Origin of the sequence: Spiroplasma sp. ChiS (assembly GCF_002968355.1) — a bacterium.
Classification (GTDB): domain Bacteria; phylum Bacillota_I; class Bacilli_A; order Mycoplasmatales; family Mycoplasmataceae; genus Spiroplasma; species Spiroplasma citri.
On sequence record NZ_PUUH01000191.1, the window covers coordinates 1 to 966 of the forward strand.

A 966-nucleotide genomic window follows, 5' to 3' on the forward strand; every position below is an offset into this window, starting at 1 on the left:
TTAGTAAATAATGGTTTTAAAATTTACCCACGATATTTTTATTTTTCAGATAAATATAAGCAATTAGATATTAAATTATATTCAGCATTTAAAAATCGGTTTTATACGATTAATAATTATGGTAGTGTTTTTAATTATGATTTTTCGGTTGCTAATAATTATGATATTAAGTTAAATTCGGGTTATGTTTTTGGCGGTAATTTACAAAATAAATATGGTTTGCAATATAAAAAAATTGAAGAACAAAAAATCGGTTATAATGTTTTTGAATTGCAAGCACAAAAAGAGAATGATATGTACCGATATTATGATTTTAATTTTGGAATTTATAACTGACAAGAGATTAATAATGGTGGGTTGTTCCCCGATAAACAATGATGACAAGTGCAATATGTAACRCCAGAGGGTTGATGAGATTTTAGTGCTCATATTAAAAATGCGGTGATTTGAATTGTCAATACTATTCCCGGTGTTAAACAAGTTAATAAATTAGCGAGTGGTGTTGGTAAGGTTTTTGAAACAGTATATAGTTTTTTTAGTCAAATATTTGAAGTATGAAAATTTAATCCAGCATTGTATAGTACAATAACAAATATCTTTTTATTAATTATTTTTATGAAATTTGTGCGATTAATATAAAAAAGGAACTGTTATTAAGTTCCTTTTTGTTCTTTTCAGTCAGTAATTTCACCGGTGTTTTTGTCAATAGTTGGTGTTTGTGGTTCACCATTACCATCTCAACGATAAATCGTAAAATTAATATTTGGAATAGGTAAAGGACTATCTCATTTTTTATATAAATATAAATTACCATCATTACCTTTTAATAAAATAAAATTATCAAAATTAATTCTAATTTCATTATTAGAATTAAAAAAATTAACAATTTTATAATTTCCAAAATTAAAAATAACTGAATATCATTTATTATTTATATTTTCAATTTCATTACTATAATTATTTTTA

Annotated in this window: 1 protein-coding gene and 1 pseudogene; one reads left to right on the plus strand and one right to left on the minus strand. The window is 23.4% G+C overall.

Going from position 1 to position 966, the window contains the following annotated elements; translation table 4 throughout:
- Nucleotides 1–639, plus strand: a 639-nt coding sequence (locus tag C6B38_RS05430) for a spiroplasma phage ORF1-like family protein (protein ID WP_146693325.1), incomplete at its 5' end; no start/stop codon positions are given.
- A gap of 14 nt (nt 640–653) precedes the next feature.
- Here the strand turns inward: C6B38_RS05430 and C6B38_RS10605 are convergent.
- Nucleotides 654–966: pseudogene (locus C6B38_RS10605) on the minus strand (DUF3688 family protein); the annotation flags it as partial.